This window comes from Pantoea sp. SGAir0184 (genome assembly GCF_043544755.1).
Genome location: NZ_CP028050.1, coordinates 2568881 through 2594920, shown reverse-complemented (window position 1 = coordinate 2594920; position 26040 = coordinate 2568881). Strand labels below are relative to the sequence as shown.

The following is a 26040-nucleotide window of genomic DNA, read 5'->3' as shown; positions in this document are numbered from 1 at the left end:
CAGGCGGACCTTGTGATGCGTCAATGGCTGAGCGGCTTGCTGTTGCTGACCCTGGTGGGCTGCAGCAGCGATAAGCCGATGATCAACACCTCCCAGTCGCTGGTGATGGAGTCTGCCGTACTGTCGGCGGGCATCATCACCGATGAACCCGCGCTGACCAGCCGCGACGGCCAGCAGCGCGCCGCCAGCGTGCTGCAAAATCTGCGTGAAACCCCGGTCACCGTGCACTATCGTTTCTACTGGTACGATGACAAAGGGCTGGAGATTGAGCCGCAGGAGCCGGCGCAGACTCAAACCGTACCGGCGCACGGCAGCGTAGAAGTGGCCTCGCAAATGGGTAACCCGACCGCCAGCAAGGTGCGTCTCTATCTTTATCTTTGAGGAGTAACCTGTGATTCGCAGTGTACAACGTTCCGGCGCGCTACTGTTTGCGCTGATGCTCACCGGTTGTGTGGTGAAACAACAAACCCCGGCGCCGGTTGAACCGACGCAGCCGACCGCGCCAACCCAGCCAGAGCAACCGCCCGCGCAGCCGGTGCCGCCGCCGCAAACTGTGCCGCAGCCGCCGAAGCTGAAAACCATCAACTGGAACGCCAGCGTCCAGCCGTTAGTCGCCAATATGGTGCAGTCGGCGGGCGTCAATCCGGGCAGCGTGCTGCTGGTGGATCGCATCAAAAACAGCACCAACGGCTCGCTGCAAACGGAAAAAGCCACGGCAGCGATTGAGAACGCGCTGGCCAATAACGGCAAGTTCAGCCTGGTCTCAAACGATCAGCTTAATCAGGCGAAGCAAACGCTCGGCCTGTCGCCAGAGGATAGCCTCAACTCGCGCAGCAAAGCGATTGGCCTGGCGCGCATCGTCAACGCGCAGTATGTGCTGTACAGCAACGCGCAGGGCGATGTGAAAGCCCCTGCGCTGCAAATGCAGCTGATGCTGGTGCAGACCGGCGAAATCATCTGGTCGGGCAACGGCGTTGCACAACCCTGATCCCCGGCTGCAGCATCTGGTTCAGCAACAATGGCCGACGGCGCAAGCTGCCGGTCATTTTTTCGCGCTGCCGGGACTGAGCGGTAACAGCGTGCAGGTACGCAGCGAGCAGGGCGATCTGCTGGCGCGCCGGACGCCGTCGCAGCCCATCCCGTTTGTCGATCGTCAGCGCGAATACCGCATCCTGCGTCAGTTGCGTACTACGGCGCTGGCGCCGCAGCCGCTGACGTGGCAGGCGCCGTGGCTGCTGCAGCGCTGGCTGCCGGGCGAGGTGCTGTCGCCGGATCAGTTCAGCGCGCAGCGCGCAGCGGTGCTGACGCTGCTGCTGCGCCTGCATCACCAGCCGCTGACCGGTTATCGCTTACGGCTGGCGCCGTTGCTGCAGCGCTACTGGCAGCTATGTCAGCAACGGCACTGGCGCTGGCAGCGGCGCTTAAACCAGTTGCTGCAGCGCGGCGAACCGTCGCCGCTGCGGCTGGCACCGCTGCACATGGACGTCCACCCTGGCAATCTGATTGCCACCCCGGATGGCCTGCGTTTAATTGACTGGGAATATGCTGCGGATGGCGACGTGGCGCTGGAGCTGGCCGCTGTCGGCGCGGTGGATGGTGTACAACACGATCACTGGATCACCGACTATGCCGCCGAGGCGCGGCTGTCGGCAACGGCGCTGCGGCGTCAAAGCCGGCGCTGGCAGCCGTGGCTGCAGCTGCTGATGGCCAGCTGGTATCAGCTGCGCGCCGAGCAGAGCCACGATCAAACATTGCAACGGCTGGCGCAGTCCAGCTGGCAGGATCTTTAATTCAGGAACCGAAACATGACGATGACAACGCCCGGACCGCTGATGCTGGACGTCGAAGGCTACGAGCTGGACGCCGAAGAGCGCGAAATTCTGCAACATCCGCTGACAGGCGGACTGATCCTGTTCGCCCGCAACTTCCATGATGTTGCGCAGCTGGCGGAGCTGGTGCGCCAGATTCGCGCGGCGTCGCGCAACCGGCTGCTGGTGGCGGTCGATCAGGAAGGCGGACGCGTGCAGCGCTTCCGCGACGGTTTTACTCAGCTGCCGGCGATGCAATCCTTCGCCGCGCTGCATGACATGGCGCGCGCCGGCGAGCTGGCGCATCAGGCCGGCTGGCAAATGGCAGCGGAAATGATCGCCATGGATATCGATATCAGCTTTGCGCCGGTGCTGGATATCGGCCACATCAGCGCGGCCATCGGCGATCGCGCTTTCCACGCCGATCCGGTGATTGCGCTGCAGATGGCGCGCCAGTTTATCCACGGCATGCACGAAGCCGGCATGAAAACCACCGGCAAGCACTTCCCGGGCCACGGCGCGGTCAGCGCGGATTCGCACAAAGAGACGCCGCGCGACACGCGCGATACGGCCACGCTGCGCCAGCACGACATGGCAATCTTCCAGCAGCTGATTGATGAGCAGCTGCTGGATGCGGTGATGCCCGCGCATGTTATCTATACTGAAGTGGACCCGCTGCCGGCCAGTGGTTCGCCTTACTGGCTGCAAACGGTGCTGCGGCAGGAGCTGGGCTTCAACGGGGTGATCTTCTCAGACGATCTGTCGATGGAGGGCGCGGCGGTGATGGGCAGCTACGCGGAACGGGCTCAGCAGTCGCTGAATGCCGGCTGCGATATGATCCTGGTGTGCAATCAGCGTGCTGGCGCGGTGAGCGTGCTGGATAATTTGACGCCGATCCAGGCGACGCGCGTCACGCAGTTATACCATCAGGGACGTTTTGACCGTCAGAGTTTGCAGGCCAGCGAGCGCTGGCGGCAAAATCACCGCCAGCTCAGTGACCTGCAGGATCGCTGGCTGGCGCACAAAGCGTCGGGCAGATAATCGCCACTGCCCGGATCTCACTCCACGCTGAGGATAATCATGATCATCTATCTGCACGGTTTTGATTCCAACAGTCCGGGCAACCATGAAAAGGTGCTGCAGCTGCAGTTTATTGACCCGGACGTCAGACTTATTAGCTACAGCACCCGCCATCCGAAACACGATATGCAGTTTCTGCTGAAAGAGTGCGACAAACTGCTCCAGCAGGGCAGCGATGCGCATCCGTTGATTTGTGGCGTCGGCCTGGGCGGCTACTGGGCAGAACGCATCGGCTTCCTTTGCGGCATGCGCCAGGCGATATTCAATCCCAACCTGTTTCCTGATGAAAACATGGAAGGCAAGATCGACCGGCCGGAAGAGTATCTTGATATCGCCACCAAATGCGTCAGCAACTTCCGTGAAAAGAACCGCGACCGCTGCCTGACCATTTTGTCACGTCACGATGAAGCGCTGGATAATCAGCGCAGCGCGGCCGCATTGCACCCGTACTACGAGATCGTGTGGGACGAGGAGGCCAGCCACAAATTCAAAAATATTGCCCCGCATCTGCAACGCATCAAAGCGTTCAAAACCCTTGCCTGAGTGCTGCTGCGCCGTGTGATGCGGCGCACAAAACGTGTAACATTCTGATAATGCAGTGCAAAGATTGATGTACATCAATTTTCTTATGTCCGGATGATTATGCCGTGCTATTCTGCCCTCAGCTCGCGATTAAATGTCGCCAACCCTATGTTTATTAAGGTTTTATATAACCATTAATTAACTTTTGGTTTACAACTTTGAGGGGGTCTTCATTGACTACAAGTATGGAAAAAATCGTCATCGTCGGTGGCGGTGCCGGAGGGCTGGAGCTGGCAACGCAGCTCGGCCATAAACTCGGCCGCAAAAAAAAGGCGGAGATCATCCTGGTCGATCGTAACCACAGCCATCTGTGGAAACCGCTGCTGCATGAAGTGGCGACCGGTTCGATGGATGAAGGTATTGATGCGCTCAGCTATCTGGCGCATGCGCGCAACCACGGTTTCCAGTTCCAGCTGGGTTCGCTGACGCAAATTAATCGCGACACTAAAACCATTGAACTGGCTGAGATCCGCGACGCGGAGGGTGGGCTGCTGGTACCGCAGCGCGAACTGGCGTATGACCGTCTGGTGATGGCGCTGGGCAGCACCTCGAACGATTTCGGCACGCCAGGCGTGAAAGATCACTGCATCTTCCTCGACAACCCGCATCAGGCGCGTCGGTTCCACAACGAGATGCTCAACCTGTTCCTGCGCTTCTCTGCCAGCGAAGGGCAGCTGCAGAAAGTCAATATCGCCATTGTCGGCGGCGGTGCGACCGGCGTCGAGCTGTCGGCAGAACTGTATAACGCAGTGAAACAGCTGCACAGCTACGGCTATAAAGGTCTCGACAGCAGCGCGCTCAACGTCACGCTGGTGGAAGCTGGCGAGCGTATTCTGCCTGCGCTGCCACCGCGCATCTCCGCAGCGGCGCATCAGGAGCTGAGCAAGCTTGGCGTGCGCGTACTGACGCAAACCATGGTCACCAGCGCAGCAGCCAACGGTCTGAATACCAAAGGGGGCGAATTCATCGAAGCCGATCTGATGGTGTGGGCGGCCGGTATTAAAGCGCCAGACTTCATGAAAGAGATTGGCGGGCTGGAGACCAACCGCATTAATCAGCTGGTGGTCAAAGAGACGCTGCAGACTACGCTGGACGACGATATTTACGCCATCGGCGACTGCGCCTCCTGCGCACTGCCGGGCGGCGGATTCGTGCCGCCGCGCGCGCAGTCGGCGCACCAGATGGCGTCGCGTGCGCTGGAAAACATTCTCGCCCAGCGCAAAGGCAAGCCGCTCAAAGCCTACGTGTATAAAGATCACGGCTCGCTGGTGTCGCTGTCCCGCTTCAGTACCGTTGGCAGCCTGATGGGGAACCTGATGCGCGGTTCGATGATGGTTGAAGGGCGTATTGCGCGTTTTGTCTACATCTCCTTGTACCGTATGCACCAGATTGCGCTCCATGGATACTTCAAGACCGGTCTGATGATGCTGGTCGGCAGCCTCAACCGCGTGCTGCGTCCGCGTCTCAAACTGCACTGATCGCTGGCGGGCGGTCACCCCCGCCCGCTGCGTGCCCGGCTGCCGTAACCGGCTGATTGCCGTTCAATCAGCGCCAGGTTACGGCGCAATGACACTGCCGCTCAGAACTCTCCTAAAAGCTGGTCCTGCTGGCTTTCCGCTGCGTTTCCTCCATTAATCTGATGTTGCATTTTCGGACCATCTGTAAAACTTATGCCAACGAACACGGCGCGGCGCGCACGCCGGTTATGCCTCGGTAACCCGGGATCGGGTTGCGGCAGGAATGCGCGGTAACAACTTCAGGAGGACATTCCTGTGAATAAATCAATGTTAGCGGGTATTGGAATCGGCGTAGCAGCAGCGTTGGGCGTGGCCGCCGTCGCCAGCATGGATGTGTTTGATCGTGGCCCGCAGTATGCTCAGGTGCTTTCGGCAACGCCAATCAAAGAGAGCATTAAGCAACCGCGTCAGGAGTGCCGCAACGTTACCCTCACGCACCGTCGTCCGGTGCAGGATGAGAACCGCATCGCCGGTTCCGTACTGGGTGCCGTGGCCGGTGGTGTGATTGGTCACCAGTTCGGCGGTGGCCGCGGCCGGGATATCGCGACCGTAGCCGGTGCGCTGGCAGGCGGTTATGGCGGTAACCAGGTGCAGGGTGCGCTGCAGGATCGTGACACTTACACCACCAGCGAGCAGCGCTGCAAAACCGTGTACGATAAACAGGAAAAAATGCTGGGTTATGACGTGACCTATAAAATAGGCGACCAGCAGGGCAAAATCCGCATGGAGAATGACCCTGGCACCCGCATCCCGCTCGACCGTAATGGTCAGCTGATCCTCAACTCGAATCAGGCCTGATTGGGCAAAGCTACATCACAGCAGCAGTAACGAAAAAAGCGCCGCAAGGCGCTTTTTTTATGCTCAGGCGACGTGCACCGTACGCAACAGCGCGTCAGATGGCGCTGCTGCGGCAGGGGGCTCAAACCCGGTTCTTCGCCAGCTCGGCGACGAAATTCTGCACCCATTCCATGCGTGTTTTCCGTTCGCTGAGATCGCGGGTGAATTTCAGCCGCGTCGGACCATCCAGCTTCCACTGCTTTGCATCTTTCTGCAGCAGGCCGATCAGCCAGCCGGGATCGACCTGATTCTGCGGTGCGAATTCAAAGAAGCCGCCTTTTTCGCTGGCTTCAATTTTACGCAGTCCCAGCTGGCGCGCCACCAGGCGCAGCGCGGCGATGTCCAGCAGGTTACGCGCGGCATCGGGCAGCTTGCCGAAGCGGTCAATCATCTCAATTTTCAGCTCAGCCAGCTCCTGTTCATCGGCCGCACTGGCGATGCGTTTATACAGCGACAGGCGCGTATTGACGTCCGGAATAAAATCATCCGGCAACAGGGCAGGCATGCGCAGCTCAATCTCGGTCTGATTGCTGGTGAGATCTTCCAGCGACGGTTCACGTCCGGCCTTCAGCGCATCCACCGCGTTTTCCAGCAGCTCCATGTAGAGCGTGAAACCAATGGTCTCCATCTGACCGCTCTGATCTTCACCCAGCAGTTCACCGGCACCGCGAATCTCCAGATCGTGCGTCGCCAGCGCAAAGCCAGCGCCCAGATCCTCCAGCGAGGCAATCGCTTCCAGTCGCTTCTGGGCATCGGTGGTCATCGCTTTCGGGTGCGGCGTCAGCAGCCAGGCATAGGCCTGATGATGTGAACGGCCAACGCGGCCACGCAGCTGATGCAGCTGCGCCAGACCGAAATGGTCGGCGCGCTCAATGATGATGGTATTGGCGCTCGGCACATCGATCCCGGTTTCGATGATGGTGGTGCACACCAGCACGTTGAAACGCTGGTGGTGGAAATCGTTCATCACCCGTTCCAGATCGCGCTCACGCATCTGACCGTGGCCGATGGCGATGCGCGCTTCCGGCACCAGCTCGGCCAGCCGCTGTGCCGCTTTCTCGATGTTTTCGACGTCGTTGTAGAGATAGTAAACCTGGCCGCCGCGCAGCACTTCACGCAGGATCGCTTCGCGCACCACCAGGCTGTCATACTCGCGCACGAAGGTTTTCACCGCCAGACGGCGCGCCGGTGGCGTGGCGATAATCGACAGATCGCGCATGCCGCTCATCGCCATGTTCAGAGTACGCGGAATCGGCGTTGCGGTGAGCGTCAGAATATCGACGTCAGCGCGCATCGCTTTAATGCGCTCTTTGTGACGCACGCCGAAACGGTGCTCTTCATCGACGATCAGCAAACCGAGATCGCGCCACTTCAAATCGCTCATCAGCAGCTTGTGGGTGCCGATCAGAATATCAATTTTGCCCTCGCTGGCCTGTTCCAGCACCTGCGCCTGCTCTTTGGCGCTGCGGAAGCGCGACAGCATTTCAATGCGCACCGGCCAGTTGGCGAAGCGGTCGCGGAAGTTATCGTAATGCTGCTGCGCCAGCAGGGTGGTTGGCACCAGCACCGCCACCTGTTTGCCGTTCTCCACCGCAAGGAAGGCAGCGCGCATCGCCACTTCGGTTTTACCAAAGCCAACATCGCCGCACACCAGGCGGTCCATGGCCAGCGGCTGGCACATATCGCTGAGCACGGCGTTAATTGCCTGCGCCTGATCCGGCGTGGTTTCAAACGGGAAACCTTCGCAGAACAGCTGATACTGCTCGCGGTCGTGCTTAAAGGCAAAGCCGGCCTTGGCCGCGCGCTGGGCATAGATATCCAGCAGCTCAGCGGCCACGTCGCGCACTTTCTCCGCCGCTTTCTGGCGCGCGCGTGACCAGGCATCGCTGCCCAGTTTGTGCAGCGGCGCATTTTCATCGGCGCCGCCGGCGTAACGGCTGATCAGATGCAACGATGACACCGGAACGTAAAGTTTGGCATCGCCGGCATAGGAGAGCATCAGATACTCGGCCACGATACCGCCGGCTTCCAGCGTGGTCAGGCCGATGTAGCGCCCCACACCGTGTTCAAGATGCACCACCGGCTGGCCCGGGTGCAGCTCGGCGAGGTTACGAATCAGTACATCCGGATTGATGGTGCGGCGATTGTCCTGACGCCGCCGGCTGACGCGCTCGCCGAGCAGATCGCTTTCGCAAATCAGCGCGCGCTGGCGCTGGGTGTCGATAAAACCGCGCTCGCTGGCGCCAATCATCAGGCTGTACGGCTGCTCATCGGCCTGCTCGAAGTGATCGATCGGCTGCGGGCGCAGTTTGATGCGGGACAGCAGCTCCTGCAGGCTCTCACGGCGACCTTCGCTTTCTACCGAGAAAATCACCTGACCGGTAAACTGTTCGAGGAACTGACGCAGCAGATCGAGCGGCGCTTTGGCCTGCGCCTGCACCGTCAGCTCCGGCAATGGCTGATAGCCCAGATTACTGTTCGCGGCTTTCTCCGGCAGCGTTTCAGCGCTGAGCTGCATGCGTGGCCAGTTTTTCAGCTCGCTGAGCAGCGCATCCGGGCGCAGCCACAGCGTGGCCGGCTCCAGCAGCGGGCGCATAGGATCGATGCGGCGATTTTCATAGCGTGCGTTAGCATCCTGCCAGAAACGTTCAGCGCTGGCGTGCAGATCGCCGCTGTTCAGCACCAGCGTGCTGGCGGGCAGATAGCTAAACAGGGTAGGCAGTTCCTGCTCGAAAAACAGCGGCTGCCAGTACTCAATCCCGGCCGGCAGCGTGCCTTTGCTCACCTGCTGATAGACGTGCTCAGGTTCGCGCCGCACGTCGAAGGTTTCACGCCAGCGGCTGCGGAACAGCTCAATGGCCGCTTTGTCAGTGGGAAATTCATGCGCCGGCAGCAGGTTAATGGCGCTCACCGCCTCCAGCGTGCGCTGTGAATCGACGTCAAACAGGCGCAGGCTGTCGATCTCATCATCAAAGAAATCGATGCGGTAAGGCTGATCGCTGCCCATCGGGAACAGGTCGAGCAACGCGCCGCGCGTCGCGTACTCGCCATGCTCCATCACCTGATCGACATGGCGATAACCGGCCTGCTCCAGCTGGTCGCGCAGCGCATCGCGCGACAGCTTCTGGCCCTGCTGCATCACCAGCGCATGGCCGTGCAGGAAGCTGTGCGGGCAAACGCGCTGCATCAGCGTGTTAACCGGCAGAATCAGCATGCCGCGCGTCAGGGTGGGCAGCTGGTACAGGGTGGAGAGACGGGCGGAGATAATGTCCTGATGGGGCGAGAAGCTGTCGTAGGGCAGCGTTTCCCAGTCAGCAAGATTGGTGACCGGCAGATCGGTAAACTGTCTGATCTCCTCCTGCAGTCGCAGGGCCGATTGCATATCCGGGGTAATCATCAGCACCGGACCGTGGTGGCGTTCGGTGATGCTGGCACACTCAACCGCCTGCGCGGCGCCGACCAGCTGACCGAGCTGACGATGGTCGCCTGCTTTAGCAGGCAGGGTATAACGACGCTGTTCCGACATAAGGTCCGACATTCTCTCCTCAGTTTCCAGGGCGTCATCATTCCACATTCCGCCGTGAGGATCATCTCTCCTTTCTGAGTTTATGTCAGGGTGCATGAATGCGCACCTTACATCAGCGGCACCCTGAAGGGACGCCAGTATGGCCGGTCGCCAGGTCGTCATTGATGGCGACCTGGCCGCGTCACGTTATTTACTGGATTGCTGTGTGTAGTGCATGCGAGGACGATCCACATTGGCCCATGACAGCTCGCGCTCGACATGGTAGCTGTTGTTGCCATCGTCCCACTTCACATAATAACCGGTTAGCGCGTCTCCCTGCTCAAAGACATTGACCACTTCGCCTTTGATCTCGCCAGATTTATGTTTAACGATACTGCCCTTAGGAAACCTGCTCATGGTAAGAACCTCCGTACTGCGCTTACTGTGATGCGAAAACCGGTACTGCAAGCTAAGTCTAACCCACCTGCTGACGAATAATCGTACTAATAGCGTCACTATTTTGTCGTAATTTTGTGCATTGTCGCGCAGGAGGACGCATTTTGACGCAACTTTGCAACTGACTCAGCGGGTTAGAGGTTTCATAAAGCAGACGGCTCCTTTATCATCGCTCTACTTAATTTTGGGCAACGGCCAAGACGGATCTCATGTATCAACCAGTCGCGTTATTCATCGGTTTGCGCTACATGCGTGGACGTGCTTCAGACCGTTTCGGTCGTTTCGTCTCCTGGCTCTCGACTATTGGTATCACGCTCGGCGTGCTGGCACTGGTGACGGTGCTGTCGGTGATGAACGGCTTTGAGCGCGAGCTGGAAGGCAACATTCTCGGCCTGATGCCGCAGGCGCTGGTGACCAGCGACACCGGCAGCATCAATCCGCAGCAGATGCGCGCGCAGGATCTCAAACTGCAGGGCGTGACGCGGATCGCGCCGCTGACCACCGCCGATGTGGTGTTGCAGAGTGCGCGCAACGTGTCGGTGGGCGTGATGCTGGGCATCAACCCTGACGAACCGGATCCGCTGACGCCTTATCTGGTCAACACCCAGCAGAGCGTGCTGCAGCCGGGCCAGTATAAAGTCATTCTCGGTGAACTGCTGGCCTCGCAGCTGGGCGTGAAGCGCGGCGATCAGCTGCGCCTGATGGTGCCATCGGTCAGTCAGTTTACCCCAGTGGGGCGCGTGCCGAGCCAGCGCATCTTTACCGTTGCCGGTACCTATGCGGCCAATAGCGAAGTCGACGGCTATCAGATTCTGGTGAACCAGCAGGATGCCTCGCGCGTGATGCGCTATCCGCTCGGCAACATTACCGGCTGGCGCCTGTGGCTGGATAAGCCGCTGAATGTCGATGCGCTCAGCCAGCAGCCGCTGCCGCAGGGGCTGACATGGAAAGACTGGCGCGAACGCAAGGGCGACCTGTTCCAGGCGGTGCGCATGGAGAAAAACATGATGGGGCTGCTGCTCAGCCTGATCATTGCCGTGGCCGCCTTCAATATCATTACCTCGCTGGGCCTGCTGATCATGGAGAAGCAGGCGGAAGTGGCGATCCTGCAAACCCAGGGCTTAACGCGGCGGCAAATCGTCGCGGTATTTATGGTGCAGGGCGCCAGCGCCGGTATTATCGGTGCGCTGCTCGGTACGCTGCTGGGCGTGCTGCTGGCCAGCCAGCTCAACAATTTAATGCCGGTGATCGGCCTGTTCCTTGATGGCGCGGCGCTGCCGGTGGATATCAATGTCTGGCAGGTGATCACCATTGCGCTGGTCTCGATGGCCGTGGCGCTGCTGTCTACCCTCTATCCGTCATGGCGCGCTGCCGCCATTCAACCCGCTGAGGCTTTACGTTATGAGTAATACCCCTTTGTTGCAGTGTCGTGACCTGTGCAAACGCTATCAGGAAGGCAGCGTGCAGACCGATGTGCTGCGCAATGTGGCTTTTAGCCTGCAGCCGGGCGAACTGACGGCCATCGTCGGTAGCTCCGGCTCGGGCAAAAGTACCTTACTGCACCTGCTGGGCGGGCTGGATGCACCGACCTCCGGTGACGTGGTGTTTGACGGGAAATCGCTCAACGCCATGTCGTCGGCGGCCAAAGCAGAGCTGCGCAACCGGGAACTCGGCTTCATTTATCAGTTTCACCATTTGCTGCCGGACTTCAGCGCGCTGGAGAACGTAGCCATGCCGCTGCTGATTGGCAAAACCGGCAAAGCCGAAGCGGAAGCGCGCGCACGCGAGATGCTGGCGGCGGTTGGTCTGGAAAAGCGCGCGGCGCACCGGCCTTCTGAGCTGTCGGGCGGTGAACGTCAGCGCGTGGCGATTGCCAGGGCGCTGGTGAACCGGCCGCGGCTGGTGATGGCCGATGAGCCCACCGGTAATCTCGATGCGCGTAACGCGGACGCCATTTTTGAACTGCTCGGCGAGCTCAACGTGCAGCAGGGCACCGCGTTTCTGGTGGTGACGCACGACCTCAACCTGGCGAAGCGCCTGAGCCGTCAGATGGAAATGCGCGACGGCCAGCTGAGCGATCACCTGACGCTGGGAGCGATCTGATGGCGTCCTCTTTATCCCTGCTGCTCGGGCTGCGCTTCAGCCGCGGCCGGCGGCGCGGCGGCATGGTGTCGCTGATCTCCATCATCTCGACCATCGGCATTGCGCTTGGCGTGGCGGTGCTGATCATCGGGCTGAGCGCGATGAACGGTTTCGAGCGGGAGCTCAACAACCGCATTCTGGCCGTGGTACCGCACGGCGAAATTGAGGCGGTTAACCAGCCATTTCGCAACTGGCAACCGATGATTGCGCCCATCGAACAGGTGCCGGGCATCGCCGCAGCGGCCCCTTACGTTAACTTTACCGGATTGATTGAGAGCGGTGCGAAGCTGCAGGCGCTGCAGGTGAAGGGCGTTGATCCGCAGCAGGAGCCGCGGCTCAGCGCGCTGCCGCGTTTTGTCAGCGGCGATGCCTGGTCGCAGTTCAGCGCCGGCAGGCAGCAGATCATTCTTGGCGGCGGTATCGCCAAATCGCTCAACGTGCAGCAGGGCGACTGGATCACCATCATGATCCCGAATAATGATGGCGAGAACAAACTGCTGCAGCCAAAACGCATTCGTCTGCAGGTGAGCGGTATTCTGCAGCTGAGCGGCATGCTGGATCACAGTCTGGCGCTGGTGCCGCTGGCCGATGCGCAAAAGTATCTGGATCTGGGCGACAGCGTCAGCGGCATTGCGCTGAAGATGAGCGATCCGTTCCAGGCACAGAAGCTGGTGCGCGATGCCGGCGAAGCCACCCACTCCTATGTCACCATCCGCAGCTGGATTGGCACTTACGGCTACATGTATCGTGACATCCAGATGATTCGCGCCATTATGTATCTGGCGATGGTGCTGGTGATTGGCGTGGCCTGCTTTAATATCGTGTCGACGCTGGTGATGGCGGTGAAGGACAAGAGCAGCGATATCGCCGTGCTGCGCACGCTGGGCGCGAAAGACGGCCTGATCCGTGCCATCTTTATCTGGTATGGCCTGCTGGCCGGGCTGCTGGGCAGCGTCAGCGGTGTGGTGGTCGGCGTGCTGGTGGCGCTCAATCTGACGCCGGTGATGCGCGTAGTGGAGCACCTTACCGGGCATCAGCTGCTGGCGGGCGATATCTACTTTATCGACTTTCTGCCGTCCGAGCTGCACTGGCTGGATGTGGCCATCGTGCTGGCGACGGCGATTGGCCTGAGCCTGATTGCCAGCTGGTATCCGGCGCGGCGCGCCAGCCGCATCGATCCTGCCCGCGTGCTGAGCGGTCAGTAAAGACAAAACACGCAGCCGCCTTCGCGGCTGCGCACATTTTCAGCGTCTGCGGCATGCAGCCGTCATACCCAGCCGCTATTATCGGGTCTGAGTAACCCGGAAAACACCCGCAGCGCGGCGTTCAGCGCCGCAGATTAAGGAGCCTTTATGCGCCAACCGCGCCGCCGCCTTCGACTCGCCCGCTACAAAAAGAACCGCCGCAAAGTGCATCAGCGCTTTCGCCAGCGCATCTTTGAGCGCGATCGTCAGGTCGAACTTGCCGCCCATCCGCAGCCGCACGTGGTGGTGCTGACCGGTGCCGGAATTTCGGCAGAATCCGGCATTCGCACGTTCCGCGCGGAAGATGGCCTGTGGGAAGAGCATCGCGTGGAAGATGTGGCGACGCCCGAAGGCTTTCGCCGCGATCCGGCGCTGGTGCAGGGGTTCTACAACGCGCGCCGGCGTCAGCTGCAGCAGCCAGAAATCCAGCCTAACGCGGCGCACAAAGCGCTGGCCGAACTGGAGCAGGTGCTGGGCGATAATTTCCTGCTGGTTACGCAGAACATCGATAACCTGCACGAGCGCGCCGGCAGCCAGCGCGTGCTGCATATGCACGGTGAATTGCTGAAGGTGCGCTGTGAGCACAGCGGTCAGGTGCTGGCGTGGACAGAGGACGTCGGTCCGGACGATCGCTGTACCTGCTGCCAGTTCCCGTCGCGGCTGCGTCCGCACGTGGTGTGGTTTGGTGAAATGCCGCTCGGCATGGAGGAGATTTATCAGGCGCTGGAACAGGCCGATCTGTTTATTGCCATCGGCACCTCAGGCCACGTCTATCCGGCGGCAGGCTTTGTACATGAAGCGAAACTGCAGGGTGCGCACACCGTGGAGCTGAATCTGGCCCCCAGTCAGGTCGGTAACGAATTCGCTGAAGCGCATTACGGCTTAGCCAGCGAAGTGGTGCCCGAATTCGTGCATACTTTTTTGCGCGGCTTGTATAAATAGTCAGCGTACTGCGCGTTTCCCCTCATCCCGGCCTTCTCCCGGCGGGAGAAGGGGAAAAACGCGCCCGACTGAAACTCAGCTAAACCCGGCACGCATGAACCCTCTCCCTCTGGGAGAGGGCAGGGTGAGGGCCAGGCCGCACAACCTCCACCTCAGAACCTCACCGTCCCGCTTTCAGCTTCTGGAACAGCGTTTCGTACTGCACGCTGGCGGCACCGACATCGTTCTGCCACTCGCCGTTTTTGATCACTTCAGCCGGCGGATAGAGTGACGGATCGCTGGCCACCTCGGGCGGCAGCAGCTTTCTTGCCGCCAGGTTGGGCGTCGGATAACCGATGGTTTCTGCCACTTTAGCCGCCACATCCGGGCGCAGCAGGAAGTTAATCAGCTTCAGCGCGCCTGCTTTATTTTTCGCATTCGCCGGGATCGCCAGGTTATCCATCCAGAAAATTCCGCCCTCTTTCGGCCAGATAATCTGCAGCGGCGTGCCAGCCTGGCGCGCTACCCAGGCGGAGCCATTCCAGATCATGCCGACGTTGACTTCGCCTTCCATAAACGGATTACCGGGATTATCCGAGTTGAACGCCAGTACGTTCGGCATCAGCTTTTTCAGCTCTTCATAGGCGGCTTCAATCTGTTTTGGATCCTGCGTATTACCGGAGTAGCCGAGCTTGCGCAGCGCCATCTGGAACACTTCACGCGCATCATCGGTCAGCAGCAGGCTCTGCTTATACTGAGGTTTCCACAGATCGGCCCATTGGGTCAGGGTTTTTGGATCCACCTCGTCGGTATTCACGCCAATGGCGGTTGCGCCCCAGATATAGGGAATGGAATAGTCGTTGTTCGGATCAAACGGCTTGTTCAGCAGGTCGGGATCGAGGTTGCGGAAGTTGCTCAGCTGTGACTTGTCGATCTTCTGCAGCATGCCCTCGTTGCGCATTTTGGCGATGAAGTAGGTCGACGGCACCACCAGATCGTAAGCGCCTGCTTTCCAGGTTTTCAGCTTGGCGTACATGCTTTCATTGGATTCATAGGTGGAATAAATCACTTTGATGCCGGTCTCTTTGGTGAACTGCTCCAGCAGCCCGGGCGGCACATATTCGGTCCAGTTATAGAAGTAAAGCGTGTTGTTGTCATCCGCCTGAGCGCTTTGCATACCCAGTGCCAGCGCCCCAGCCGCCAGCCAGTGAGACCATTTTTTCATCGGTTATCCTCTATTTGGTTTTATCACGCAGCAACAGCTGACTGGCTGCCACCAGCAGCAGCGACAGCAGCATCAAAATGGTAGCCAGCGCGTTCACCTCTGGCGACACGCCCACTTTCACCATGGAATAAATTTTCAGCGGCAAAATTTCGAAGCCGGGACCGGTGACAAATGACGACACCACCACATCATCCATCGACAGGGTGAAACTCAGCAGCCAGCCCGCGGCTACTGCCGGCAGCGCCAGCGGCAGCAAAATCTTGCGCAGAATAGTCACTTCGCTGGCGCCGAGATCTTTTGCCGCCTCCAGCATGCGCACGTCAAAGCCTTTCAGGCGCGAATAGACGGTAATCACCACAAACGGCAGGCAGAAAGTGATGTGGGAAAACAGCAGCGACCAGAAGCCGAGCGAAATCCCCAGCAGCATAAACAGCACCAGTAGCGAAATCGCCATCACGATATCCGGCGACATCATCACCACAAATAGCATACCGCTGACAAACGGCTTGCCGCGAAAACGATAGCGGTACAGCGCCACGGCGGTGAGCGAGCCGATCAGCGTCGCGCAGCTGGCCGACAGCACGCCCATGATCAGCGAATGCTGCGCCGCCTGAATCAGGCTGTCGTTATTGACCAGCAGGCGATACCACTGGGTGCTGAAGCCCTGCCAGTTGATGCCGAAGCGCGAGGCATTGAAGGAGTTGACGATCAGGATGATGATCGGAATGTAGAACCAGGCATAAATCACGGCCATGAAGCCGTGGCGTAATCCGCGCGCCATCATTGCAACGCCGCCTTGTGATTCAGCAGACGCGCTGCGCGCCAGTAAACCAGCAGCATCAGCCCCATCAGCAGCGTCATGACAATGCTGGTGGCGGCGCCGAACGGCCAGTCACGAATATTGAGGAACTGGCTTTTGATTACGTTACCGATCAACAGGTTCTTTGCCCCGCCCATTAAATCCGCTACGTAGAACAACCCCATCGCCGGGATAAATACCAGTAGCGCGCCGGCAACGATACCGGGTAGGGTCAGCGGCAAAATGATACGGATGAAGGTCTGTAGCCTGCTGGCGCCAAGATCGCGCGCCGCTTCCAGGCAGGATTTATCCAGCTTCTCAAGGCTGGAGTAGAGCGGCAGTACCATAAATGGCAGCAGAATATAGATCAGCCCGAGGATCACCGCTTCCGGGGTGAACATGATGCGAAACGGCTTGTCGATGACGCCGAGCCACAGCAGAAATTCATTGAGCCAGCCGCGCGTGCTGAGAAAAATTTTCAGACCATATATGCGAATCAGCGAGTTGGTCCAGAACGGCACAATCAGCAGAAACAGCATCAGCGGACGCAGACGCGCCGGCAGTCTGGTCAGGCACCAGGCAAAAGGGTAGCCGAGCAGCAGGCAGCACAGCGTGGCGATGCAGGCCATGTTGAGCGAGTGCAGCAGCACGTCGGCATACAGCGGATCGAGGAGCCGGCCATAGTTGTTCAGGGTGAACACCATGCTGACAAAGTGCGCGTCGTCGCGCGTCAGAAAGCTGGTGACGAAGATCATCAGATTCGGCAGCAACACGAACAGCGTCAGCCAGCCGACGATCAGCGCCACAATGCCTTTCTGCAGACGATTACGCATCCGTTTCATACGGCAGCACCACCTCCCAGTTTGGCACCCAGCTGACCGCCATTTTCTGGTTCAGCGAGTGGTCAAAATCCGGATCGTCCTCATTAAAGAACTCGCTGACGGTGAGCAGCTTGCCGTTCTCCAGTTCGACGGTGGACTCCAGCGTCATGCCTTTATAGTTGCGTTCGCGCACATAGCCGATCAGGTTTTCGCTGCGGCTGTCGTGATCAATCTCCTCGACGCGCAAATCTTCAGGCCGCAGCAGCACATGCAGCCGATCGCCGGGTTTGACCGGGAACGGGCAGTGAATATCACACTCGCGGCCTTCGACGCGAGCCCGTACCTGCGGCGCCTGCGCGCTGCCGATCACTTCTGCATCAAACACGTTGATTTCGCCAATGAAGCGCGCCACAAACAGGTTCGCGGGCTCTTCGTAGATCTCGCGCGGCGTGCCGTCCTGCTCGATGCGCCCGTCGCGCATTACCACGATGCGATCGGACATGGTCAGCGCTTCTTCCTGATCGTGCGTGACAAACACAAACGTGATGCCCAGCTTGCGCTGCAGCGCTTTCAACTCGTTTTGCATCTGGCGGCGCAGTTTGTAATCCAGCGCGGAGAGCGACTCATCAAGCAGCAGCACTTTGGGCCGGTTGACCACCGCCCGCGCAATCGCCACGCGCTGCTGCTGGCCGCCGGAGAGCTGATGTGGCCGACGCGCGGCAAAGCTTTCCAGCTGCACCATCGCCAGCGCCTCGTTGACGCGCTGCGTCAGCTCTGCCGCCGGGGTTTTCTGCATGCGCAGGCCAAACGCGACGTTTTCAAACACCGACATGTGCGGAAACAGCGCGTAGCTCTGAAACACGGTATTGATATGGCGATGCTCGGCGGGCGTTTCAGTGATGTCGCTCTCATCCAGATGGATACGTCCGCTGTCGGCGTTTTCCAGCCCGGCGATCAGGCGCAGAATCGTGGTCTTACCGCAGCCGGAGGGGCCAAGCAGGGTGATAAATTCGCCATGACCAATGGTCAGGTCGAAATCCGGGATGATGGTTTTGCCATCGAAAGCTTTACTGATGCCAGAAAGCGTAACCAGCGCCTGCTGCGCGCGTGTTTGCGTCATTTTAGTCACTCAGTCTGATAAGAATCAGGTTACAGCATAGCCGCCGGCGACAGCTTGCCGTGATGAAGGGCGCGATAATACCTGAAAAATGCGCCATTGCCATGTTCAGACACGGAATAACCTTGAAAAGTCTGCAAATTGCTGGAGTATGCTCATCGGGCCAGCCGGACGGGTGGCTGGCAGGGCGAATTTCAGCGCACGATTGGGCTGAGAGGGCTAACCTGAAGGATAATGATTTGACGCAACATGGCGATAATCAGGCCCCATGATAATAATGCAGGTTCTTTAGAGGGATGACAGATGGATCAATTACTTGAGCGTTTTCTCAGTTATGTGGCAGTAGAAACCCAGGCAAAACCTCAGGCGCGGCAGGTGCCGAGCAGCGAAGGGCAGTGGACGCTGGCGCGTCAGTTACAGGAAGAGCTTATTGCGCTGGGTTTTGTGGACGTCACCTTAAGCGATCATTGCTGTGTGATGGGTACCCTGCCGGCAAACGTCGACTGGCCGACGCCGGTGATCGGTTTTATTTCCCACATGGATACCTCGCCGGATTTTACCGCGAAAAATGTCAATCCGCAGATCATTGAAAACTATCGTGGCGGCGACATCGCACTGGGCAACGGGGATGAAGTGCTCTCGCCGGTGATGTTCCCGGTGCTGCACAAGCTGACCGGGCATACGCTGATCACCACCGACGGTAAAACGCTGCTGGGCGCTGATGATAAAGCCGGTATCGCTGAGATCATGACGGCAATGGCCGAGCTGGCCAAAGGGGATGTGCCGCACGGCGCCATTCGCGTGGCCTTTACCCCGGATGAAGAGATTGGTCGCGGCACGTCGCACTTCGACGTTGAGGGGTTTGCGGCTGACTGGGCTTATACCGTTGACGGCAGCGATCTCGGCGAGTTTGAGTTCGAGAACTTTAATGCCGCGACGGCGCTGGTCAAAATCACCGGTAACAACGTGCATCCCGGCAGTGCGAAAAACGTGATGGTGAACGCGCTGGACCTGGCAATGCGCTTCCACGCCGAGCTGCCGGCCAAAGAGAAGCCGCAGTTTACCGACGGCTATGAAGGCTTTTTCCACCTGCACACTATTAAGGGATCGGTAGAGCACGCCGAGCTGATGTACCTGATTCGCGATTTTGATGCCGACAGTTACGAACAGCGTAAGCAGCTGCTGCAGGAGATTGGCCGCCGCGTCAGTAAAGGCCTGCAGGCTGAGTGCTCCATAAAGGTGGAGATCAGCGACAGCTATCGCAATATGCGGGAGAAGGTGGAACCGCATCCGCACATCATTGAGCTGGCGCTGCAGGCGATGCGCGACTGCGGTATCGAACCGAACGTGAAGCCGATTCGCGGCGGCACCGACGGATCGGCGCTGTCATGGAAAGGACTGCCGTGTCCGAATCTGTTTACCGGCGGCTACAATTACCATGGTAAACATGAGTTTGCGTCGCTGAATGTAATGGCGAAGTCGGTTGAGGTGATTGTGCGTCTGGCCGCGCTCGCGGCGGAGAAGAAGTAGGGCGGAGAGGGGCTTGCCCTCACCCTAACCCTCTCCCGCGCGTGTACAGTCCGGGGACATCGTGAACACTTGTTCGGGGACATGGTAGACACCTACAACTAAGGCATAAGAACCCGTTTATGGAGTCGCTTATGCCCTGGGATGCGAGAGATACCATGTCATTACGTACTGAGTTTGTTCTGCTCGCCTCGCAAGACGGGGCGAACATCCGCGAGCTGTGCCGCCGCTACGGCATATCTCCCGCCACCGGCTACAAGTGGCTTCGCCGCTGGGAGGAGGAAGGACCGTCCGGCCTTCAGGACCGCTCCCGCGCGCCCTGTCACTCACCCAACCGCTCACCTGACGACATCACTGACCTGCTGCGTATGGCGCATGAGCTTCATCAGCACTGGGGGGCCCGCAAGATTAAGCGCTGGCTCGAAGACTGCGGGCACCGCATGCCGGCCTTCAGCACCGTCCACAACCTGATGGCCCGCCACGGCCTGTTGCCGGGCGCAGCGCCGGGCGTCCCGGCCACCGGCCGGTTTGAGCATGCGGCCCCGAACCGGCTCTGGCAGATGGATTTCAAGGGCCACTTTCCCTTTGGCGGCGGCCGCTGCCACCCGCTCACCCTGCTGGACGACCACTCCCGGTTCTCGCTGTGCCTGGTGCACTGCGCTGACGAACGGCGTGAGACGGTACAGGAGCAGCTGGTCAGCGTCTTTGAGCGCTACGGCCTGCCGGACCGGATGACGATGGACAACGGCTCGCCGTGGGGCGACACCACCGGCACCTGGACGGCAGTGGAGCTGTGGCTGATGCGCCACGGCATCCGGGTGGGGCACTCGCGGCCGTATCATCCGCAGACGCAGGGGAAGCTGGAGCGCTTTCACCGCAGCCTGAAGGCGGAAGTGCTGCAGGGGAAGTGGTTCGTGGACAGCGGTGAGCAGCAGCGCGCCTTCGACCACTGGCGGACGGTCTACAACCTCGAGCGCCCGCATGAGGCGCTGGAGATGGCGGTGCCGGCGTCGCGCTATCAGCCCTCATCGCGGCAGTACAGCGCCCGCGTAGCGCCACCGGAATACGACGAGGGCGTGATGGTCAGGAAGGTGGATATCAGCGGGAAGCTGAGCGTAAAAGGGCTCAGCCTGAAGGCGGGCAAGGCGTTCAGGGGAGAGCGTGTCGGGCTGAAGGAGACGGGGGAAGACGGTTATTACGAGGTGTGGTGGTACAGCACAAAAGTGGGGGTGATCGACCTGAAGAAAAAGTCGATCACCATGGGTAAAGGATGTTAAAAAGTGTTCACTATGTCCCCGAACACCTGTCTGCCATGTCCCCGGACCGTACACGCGCGGGAGAGGGGACCGATCGAGCGGGTATCAGGTTTTGTTTATTGCCTTAATCACTGCTTTACCCATCTTGTCGCAAGGCGAGCACTGTTTTTCCCTCTCCCGCGCGCGGGAGAGGGACCGATCGAGCGAGAACCAGGCTCTTCATTTGCCCATGCCGTCGCCGGCGCTTTACTGCAATCGTCGCGCGGTTTTCTCCCTCTCCCGCGGGCGGGAGAGGGCCGGGGTGAGGGAAACGGGCGCAGAGGACCTGATCAACTCAATCAGCAAAAAACCAGTACCCGCTGTTCACCAGTGCCGCCAGTTGAGCCAGCAGCGAAGGATCGTCCAGCGCATCGCCGAAATCTTCCAGCGTCAATACGTGTTTGTGTGCCAGCGCAGCCAGTACCGACGGATGCGCGCACTCGACGCGTTCACCGTTGACGTACACCGCGTCGCCCAGCGTCAGCACGCGCAGGCCGCCGAGGCGCGTCAGCGCATCACCCTGCTGCAGCGCGTCATAAATCTCATCCGGCTGATACGGCGGTTCCGGCGGTGCCACATCCAGCTCGTGACGCGACTGGGAAATAAATTCGCCAAACCACTGGTTAAACTGCTCCGGCTGATTAATTACATCCAGCATCACCTTGCGGATCCCTTCTACTTCCGACGGCAGAATCTGCGATGGGCAGTCACGCGCCGGCACATCCGGATCGCTAAAGCGGTAGCTGCCCAGTTCATGCGCCAGCATGTAGTCCGCAAAGCCGCTGATTAGCTCGCGTCCGTTAGGTGCGCGGAAGCCGACTGAATAGTTGAGCGCGTTCTCCAGCGAATAGCCTTCATGCGGGAAACCCGGTGGAATATACAGAATGTCGCCTGGTTCCAGCTCTTCATCGATGATGGCGTCGAACGGTTCAACCTGCAGCAGATCCGGATGTGGGCAGTGCTGTTTCATCGGCACTTTTTCGCCTACGCGCCAGCGACGGCGGCCAGTGCCCTGAATAATAAACACGTCGTATTGATCAAAGTGCGGGCCTACGCCGCCGCCCGGCACTGCGAACGAGATCATCAGGTCGTCGATACGCCAGTCGGGCAGAAAGCGGAACGGGCGCATCAGCGCAGCAGAAGGTTCATGCCAGTGGTTCACCGCCTGTACCAGCAGCGACCAGTTGCTTTCACCCAGGTGATCGTAGCTTTCAAACGGACCATGGTTGACCTGCCACTTGCCGTTGTTGTGGCTGACGAGGCGGCTGTCCACCTCGTTTTCCATTGCCAGACCGGCCAGCTCATCCGGAGAAATCGGATCAATGAAGTTTTTGAAACCCCGTTTCAGCACCACCGGGCGTTTTTGCCAGTAGCGCTGAATAAAGTCGGGCCAGTTGATGTCGAGCTGATAGTCCATGCGAGGATTCCGGTTAGGGCCATAATTGCTGCCAAGTATAACAGCCCGCGCCCGGTTCTACTCGCGGTGATGTTCAACTTCCTGCCGCTGAAAAATCACCTCCATGCGTGCGCCGCCGAGTGGGCTGGTCGTGGCGATTACCTGACCGGCATACTGCTCGAGAATATCGCGCACTACCGCCAGTCCCAGTCCCTGACCGGGACGCAGCGTATCGGCACGCTGGCCGCGCACAAAGATCAGATCGCGCTTGCTTTCGGGAATGCCGGGGCCATCGTCGTCAATGAACAGATGCAGCGCGTTTTCCGTCTGGCGCGCGCTGACCTCAATAAATTCGAGGCAGTATTTGCAGGCGTTATCCAGCACGTTGCCCAGCACTTCCATAAAGTCATTTTGATCGCCGATAAAGGTCAGCTCCGGCGAAATATCCAGCGTGATCTCAACGCCCTTGCGCTGATACACCTTATTGAGCGCGGAACACAGGCTATCCAGCAGGGCCGAGACCGAATGCAGATCGCGCTGCAGCGGGTTGTGATCCGCCTGCATACTGGCGCGATGCAGGTAGTAGCCAATCTGCTGCGAGATGCGGCTGATCTGTTCGAGCATGACCGGCTCAGCCTGTTCGATGGTCAGCTCTTTGCCACCGCGCAGCGAGCGCAGCGTGCTTTGCAGCACCGCCAGCGGCGTTTTCAGGCTGTGCGTCAAATCCGACAGCGTGGTGCGATAGCGCGTGTAGCGCTGCCGTTCGTTGGTGAGCAACAGATTGAGATTGCGCACCAGGCTGCGCAGCTCCTGCGGCGGGTTGTCGTCAAGATTTTCCCGGTGGCCGGTTTCCAGCTCGCGCACCTGTGAAGTCAGGTGGCCAATCGGGCGCAGGCTCCAGTGTGCCGCCAGCCACAGCAGCGGAATCACCAGCAGCAGATTGGCTGCCAGCACATAGCTAAACCACGACCACACCACGTCTGAGTGCTGCAGCTCCTGCGGGATCGAGTCCACCACCACAATGGTCAGCGCCGGGAGATTGGTGGTCGCGTCGTAGCGGTTGACCGCCACCGAGTGGGTGAAGGTGTCATTGCTGTCACTGTCCAGCGCGTGCAGCCGCTGCTGTGCCTGCGGATTGTTACCCATCGCCGCCATACTGGTGCGATTGCTGGTATCGATCTCGTAAAAATCTGGCTTCATCAGCCAGTCGCGGCGAATGTTTTTGCGGATTTCCGGCACGTCGCGCTGCTGCCACAGCAGCTTACCGCGCTCGTCATAGATGAACACCAGCGTCGGGAAATTGAGCGTCATGCGTTCCGGCTGGGCGATGGTGAGCTTGTTGTCTTTCCACTGCGCGAGGGTGAAGAACAAATTGCTCTCGCCGCGCATCACGCGATAGGTATTTTTATCAAAGCTGACGACATAGCCAATGACCGCCACCATGCCATACGACAGCGACAAAAACAGCACGATCGCCGCCGTCGCCAGCAGAAAACGCGCGCGTAAGGAGAAAGGGCGCTGACGGCGGAGCAGCTTCATAAATCAGAGATCAAAGCGGTATCCCTGGCCACGCACGGTGTTGATCACTTCGGTCGGGTGCAGCGCGAGAATTTTTTTGCGCAGCCGGCCCATCAGTACATCAATGGTGTGGCTTTCGCGCAATTCCGCATCGGGATACAGCTGCAGCATCAGCGAGTCTTTGCTGACCACTTTACCGGCATTGCGGATCAGCGTTTCAACAATGGTGTACTCAAACGCGGTCAGCTTGACCGGCGCGTCGTTCACCGTAAGCTCGCGGCGCGACAGGTCAACCTGGAACGGCGGCATGGAGATAATCTGCGAGGCGTGTCCGCTATTGCGACGCATCAGCGCCTGTAAGCGGGCGGCGACCTCTTCAATGTGGAACGGCTTGGTCACGTAGTCATCGGCACCGGCTTCCAGCGCTTCAACTTTCGCCTGCCAGCCTTCGCGCGCGGTCAGCACCAGAATCGGCTGACGAATGGCATCGCCACGCCATCGGCGAATCAGCGACATGCCGTCTTCGTCGGGCAGGCCGAGATCGACCAGCGCGATATCGGGAATGTGTTCCTGCAGGAAATAGTCGGCTTCTTTGGCGTCTTCGGCGGCATCCACCTGATGACCCATGTCACGTAACTGGACTGCGAGGTGATGGCGCAGCAGGGCATTATCTTCCACAACCAGAACACGCATAGAATTTCCTTACCTTCAACTCAGTGATGATGGCGAAAAGTATACGCTACGCCAGCTAAACCGCAGATTAACACTCCGCTGTGATGCACTGGCAGGGGAACCTCAGCCACCACGTGACGTGCGTGACTGAGGTAACACCAACTTGCCATAGCCTGAGTTTTCAGAGCAAGGAATTACTTCAGGTCGTCAACCATCTGAATCGCGCGGCCGAGGTAGTTGGCTGGCGTCATCTGCTTCAGGCGCACTTTCTCTGCTTCCGGCAGCTCCAGGCTGTCGATAAACGCCTGCATACCGGCTGCGTCCACGCGCTTGCCGCGCGTCAGCTCTTTCAGCTTCTCGTACGGCTTTTCAATGCCGTAGCGGCGCATCACGGTCTGGATCGGCTCTGCCAGGACTTCCCAGTTGTGATCCAGCTCGTCCAGCAGGCGATCGCGGTTCACTTCCAGCTTGGAGATACCTTTGAGCGTGGCCTGATAGGCGATCAATGCGTAGCCGACGCCGACGCCGAGGTTACGCAGCACGGTAGAATCGGTCAGATCGCGCTGCCAGCGTGATACCGGCAGTTTACTGGCCAGGTGCTGCATTACCGCATTGGCCAGCCCCAGATTCCCTTCGGAGTTTTCGAAGTCGATAGGGTTAACCTTGTGCGGCATGGTTGAAGAGCCAATTTCGCCAGCAATGGTTTTCTGTTTGAAATGGTTCAGGGCGATGTAACCCCAGATGTCGCGGTCAAAATCAATCAGGATGGTATTGAAGCGCGCGATGCAGTCAAACAGCTCGGCGATGTAGTCATGCGGCTCGATCTGCGTGGTGTACGGGTTCCAGCTGATACCCAGCGAGGTCACAAACTGCTCGCTCAGCTGATGCCAGTCCACTTCCGGATACGCGGCGATATGCGCATTGTAGTTACCCACCGCGCCGTTGATTTTGCCCAGCACTTCCACCTTGCTCAGCTGACGCAGCTGGCGTTCCATGCGGTAGGCCACGTTGGCCATCTCTTTGCCCATGGTGGACGGCGTTGCCGGCTGACCGTGGGTGCGCGACAGCAGCGGAATGTCGCGATACTCCTGCGCCAGGCCCTTCACGGCGGTGATGATCTGGTTCCAGAACGGCACGATCACGTCGCGGCGTGCGGTTTCCAGCATCAGCGCGTGTGACAGGTTATTGATATCTTCGGAGGTGCAGGCGAAATGGATAAACTCAGACACCGCGTGCAGCGCCGGCACGTTGGCCACTTTCTCTTTCAGAAAGTATTCGACGGCTTTCACGTCATGGTTGGTGGTGCGCTCAATGGTTTTGATGCGCGCCGCATCTTCTTCGCTGAAACCGGCGACAATTGCATCAAGGAAAGCGTTTGCGTCGGCATCAAATGCAGGAACTTCCTTGATCTCTGCGGTCGCGGCCAGTTTCTGTAACCAGCGAACTTCAACCTCAACGCGGAATTTCAGCAAACCGAACTCGCTGAAAATCGCACGCAGCGGGCTGACTTTATCGCCGTAACGACCATCGACAGGTGAGACGGCGGTCAGAGAGGATAATTCCATCAGTGCAACTCCT

At 59.3% G+C, this 26040-nt stretch carries 23 protein-coding genes; 13 read left to right on the top strand and 10 right to left on the bottom strand.

Features of this window, described 5'->3' with window-relative positions:
- The first annotated feature begins 15 nt into the window (after positions 1–15).
- The 7 genes from C1N60_RS12280 to C1N60_RS12250 all read left to right on the top strand — a co-directional run bounded on the left by C1N60_RS12280 (position 16) and on the right by C1N60_RS12250 (position 5785).
- Positions 16–381 (top strand): YcfL family protein, encoded by a 366-nt coding sequence (locus C1N60_RS12280; RefSeq protein WP_021506396.1) that lies wholly within the window; start codon positions 16–18, stop codon positions 379–381.
- A gap of 10 nt (positions 382–391) precedes the next feature.
- Positions 392–988 (top strand): penicillin-binding protein activator LpoB, encoded by a 597-nt coding sequence (lpoB, locus tag C1N60_RS12275; protein WP_058769634.1) that lies wholly within the window; start codon positions 392–394, stop codon positions 986–988.
- A complete protein-coding gene (thiK, locus tag C1N60_RS12270) occupies positions 975–1790 on the top strand; it encodes a thiamine kinase (RefSeq protein WP_058769635.1) in 816 nt (271 codons plus the stop codon). The genes lpoB and thiK overlap by 14 nt, the downstream gene beginning before the upstream one ends.
- Before the next feature lie 15 nt (positions 1791–1805).
- Positions 1806–2849: a beta-N-acetylhexosaminidase gene (nagZ, locus tag C1N60_RS12265; RefSeq protein ID WP_058769636.1), complete on the top strand. Its 1044-nt coding sequence runs from the start codon at positions 1806–1808 to the stop codon at positions 2847–2849.
- A gap of 39 nt (positions 2850–2888) precedes the next feature.
- On the top strand, positions 2889–3431 hold the full coding sequence (gene ycfP, locus C1N60_RS12260) for an alpha/beta hydrolase YcfP (RefSeq protein WP_021506392.1): 543 nt from the start codon (positions 2889–2891) through the stop codon (positions 3429–3431).
- A 212-nt stretch (positions 3432–3643) separates the two neighbouring features.
- Positions 3644–4948 carry an NAD(P)/FAD-dependent oxidoreductase gene (locus C1N60_RS12255; protein WP_031279261.1) on the top strand — a complete coding sequence of 435 codons (1305 nt, stop codon included), beginning with the start codon at positions 3644–3646 and terminating at the stop codon, positions 4946–4948.
- 294 nt (positions 4949–5242) lie between these two features.
- A complete protein-coding gene (locus C1N60_RS12250) occupies positions 5243–5785 on the top strand; it encodes a glycine zipper 2TM domain-containing protein (RefSeq protein WP_031279257.1) in 543 nt (180 codons plus the stop codon).
- Between the two features lie 121 nt (positions 5786–5906).
- Here C1N60_RS12250 and mfd read toward each other — a convergent pair whose 3' ends face one another.
- Together mfd and C1N60_RS12240 are read right to left on the bottom strand one after the other, a co-directional pair.
- Positions 5907–9350 carry a transcription-repair coupling factor gene (mfd, locus tag C1N60_RS12245; protein WP_152391555.1) on the bottom strand — a complete coding sequence of 1148 codons (3444 nt, stop codon included), beginning with the start codon at positions 9348–9350 and terminating at the stop codon, positions 5907–5909.
- A 186-nt stretch (positions 9351–9536) separates the two neighbouring features.
- Positions 9537–9746 carry a hypothetical protein gene (locus C1N60_RS12240; protein WP_021506388.1) on the bottom strand — a complete coding sequence of 70 codons (210 nt, stop codon included), beginning with the start codon at positions 9744–9746 and terminating at the stop codon, positions 9537–9539.
- Positions 9747–9994: 248 nt separating this feature from the next.
- Here C1N60_RS12240 and lolC point away from each other — a divergent pair, with 248 nt between their 5' ends.
- The 4 genes from lolC (at position 9995) to cobB (ending at position 14113) form a co-directional block, all read left to right on the top strand.
- Positions 9995–11194, top strand: a complete 1200-nt coding sequence (gene lolC, locus C1N60_RS12235; protein WP_394520917.1) for a lipoprotein-releasing ABC transporter permease subunit LolC — start codon at positions 9995–9997, stop codon at positions 11192–11194.
- Entirely contained in the window at positions 11187–11888 is a 702-nt protein-coding gene (gene lolD / locus C1N60_RS12230; protein ID WP_021506386.1) for a lipoprotein-releasing ABC transporter ATP-binding protein LolD, read from the top strand. Before lolC ends, lolD begins: the two co-directional genes overlap by 8 nt.
- On the top strand, positions 11888–13132 hold the full coding sequence (gene lolE, locus C1N60_RS12225; protein ID WP_150058313.1) for a lipoprotein-releasing ABC transporter permease subunit LolE: 1245 nt from the start codon (positions 11888–11890) through the stop codon (positions 13130–13132). The genes lolD and lolE overlap by 1 nt, the downstream gene beginning before the upstream one ends.
- Before the next feature lie 147 nt (positions 13133–13279).
- On the top strand, positions 13280–14113 hold the full coding sequence (gene cobB / locus C1N60_RS12220; RefSeq protein ID WP_010617227.1) for a Sir2 family NAD+-dependent deacetylase: 834 nt from the start codon (positions 13280–13282) through the stop codon (positions 14111–14113).
- A gap of 160 nt (positions 14114–14273) precedes the next feature.
- Here the strand turns inward: cobB and potD are convergent, their stop codons facing one another.
- From potD to potA, 4 genes are read right to left on the bottom strand one after another with little or no spacing between them, the layout of a single operon-like run.
- Positions 14274–15317: a spermidine/putrescine ABC transporter substrate-binding protein PotD gene (gene potD, locus C1N60_RS12215; protein ID WP_058776483.1), complete on the bottom strand. Its 1044-nt coding sequence runs from the start codon at positions 15315–15317 to the stop codon at positions 14274–14276.
- A gap of 10 nt (positions 15318–15327) precedes the next feature.
- A complete protein-coding gene (gene potC / locus C1N60_RS12210) occupies positions 15328–16101 on the bottom strand; it encodes a spermidine/putrescine ABC transporter permease PotC (protein WP_058769642.1) in 774 nt (257 codons plus the stop codon).
- On the bottom strand, positions 16098–16949 hold the full coding sequence (gene potB, locus C1N60_RS12205; RefSeq protein ID WP_166710258.1) for a spermidine/putrescine ABC transporter permease PotB: 852 nt from the start codon (positions 16947–16949) through the stop codon (positions 16098–16100). The genes potC and potB overlap by 4 nt, the downstream gene beginning before the upstream one ends.
- A complete protein-coding gene (gene potA / locus C1N60_RS12200) occupies positions 16942–18057 on the bottom strand; it encodes a spermidine/putrescine ABC transporter ATP-binding protein PotA (protein WP_159378261.1) in 1116 nt (371 codons plus the stop codon). Before potA ends, potB begins: the two co-directional genes overlap by 8 nt.
- Positions 18058–18357: 300 nt before the next feature.
- On the opposite strand from potA, the gene pepT reads away from it, so the two are divergent.
- Both pepT and C1N60_RS12190 read left to right on the top strand, forming a co-directional pair.
- Positions 18358–19584, top strand: a complete 1227-nt coding sequence (gene pepT, locus C1N60_RS12195) for a peptidase T (protein WP_021506380.1) — start codon at positions 18358–18360, stop codon at positions 19582–19584.
- Between the two features lie 119 nt (positions 19585–19703).
- A complete protein-coding gene (locus tag C1N60_RS12190) occupies positions 19704–20858 on the top strand; it encodes an IS481 family transposase (protein WP_394520916.1) in 1155 nt (384 codons plus the stop codon).
- 313 nt (positions 20859–21171) lie between these two features.
- On the opposite strand, the gene C1N60_RS12185 is transcribed toward C1N60_RS12190, so the two are convergent.
- The 4 genes from C1N60_RS12185 to purB all read right to left on the bottom strand — a co-directional run bounded on the left by C1N60_RS12185 (position 21172) and on the right by purB (position 26027).
- Positions 21172–22293: a ribosomal protein uL16 3-hydroxylase gene (locus C1N60_RS12185; RefSeq protein WP_394520915.1), complete on the bottom strand. Its 1122-nt coding sequence runs from the start codon at positions 22291–22293 to the stop codon at positions 21172–21174.
- Positions 22294–22350: 57 nt separating this feature from the next.
- A complete protein-coding gene (phoQ, locus tag C1N60_RS12180) occupies positions 22351–23811 on the bottom strand; it encodes a two-component system sensor histidine kinase PhoQ (protein WP_021506378.1) in 1461 nt (486 codons plus the stop codon).
- A 3-nt stretch (positions 23812–23814) separates the two neighbouring features.
- Positions 23815–24483, bottom strand: coding sequence for a two-component system response regulator PhoP (phoP, locus tag C1N60_RS12175; RefSeq protein ID WP_010617222.1), 669 nt, complete (start codon positions 24481–24483; stop codon positions 23815–23817).
- Between the two features lie 173 nt (positions 24484–24656).
- On the bottom strand, positions 24657–26027 hold the full coding sequence (gene purB / locus C1N60_RS12170; protein ID WP_088517708.1) for an adenylosuccinate lyase: 1371 nt from the start codon (positions 26025–26027) through the stop codon (positions 24657–24659).
- Between the last annotated feature and the right edge of the window lie 13 nt (positions 26028–26040).